1 protein-coding gene is annotated in these 288 nt (G+C 63.2%); it reads left to right on the top strand.

Annotated elements, in window-relative coordinates; translation table 11 throughout:
• A partial coding sequence (locus ACO0LB_RS20855) for an N-acetylmuramoyl-L-alanine amidase (protein ID WP_423052652.1) occupies positions 1–288 on the top strand: 288 nt, incomplete at both ends.

Below are 288 nucleotides of genomic sequence, written 5' to 3'. Positions count from 1 at the left end.
ACGCCGACTTCTTCGTGCCGCTGGGCATGCGCGTGGAAAAAGCACGCAAGGTGCAGGCCGACCTGTTCGTCTCGATCCACGCCGACGCCTTCATCCAGCCGAGCGCACGCGGCTCGTCCGTGTTCGTGCTGTCGGAAAAAGGCGCCACCTCGTCAGCGGCACGCTGGATGGCCAACAAGGAAAACCAGGCCGACCTGATCGGCGGCGTCAACGTCAAGAACCACGACCAGCAACTGGCCAGCGTGCTGCTGGACCTGTCGACGACGGCGCAGATCAATGACAGCATGA

Source organism: Undibacterium sp. SXout7W, from assembly GCF_049339385.1.
In the GTDB taxonomy this organism is placed as follows: Bacteria; Pseudomonadota; Gammaproteobacteria; order Burkholderiales; family Burkholderiaceae_D; genus Undibacterium.
The sequence above is the reverse complement of the archived record's forward strand: the minus strand, read 5'-3'. Positions and strand labels throughout refer to the sequence as shown.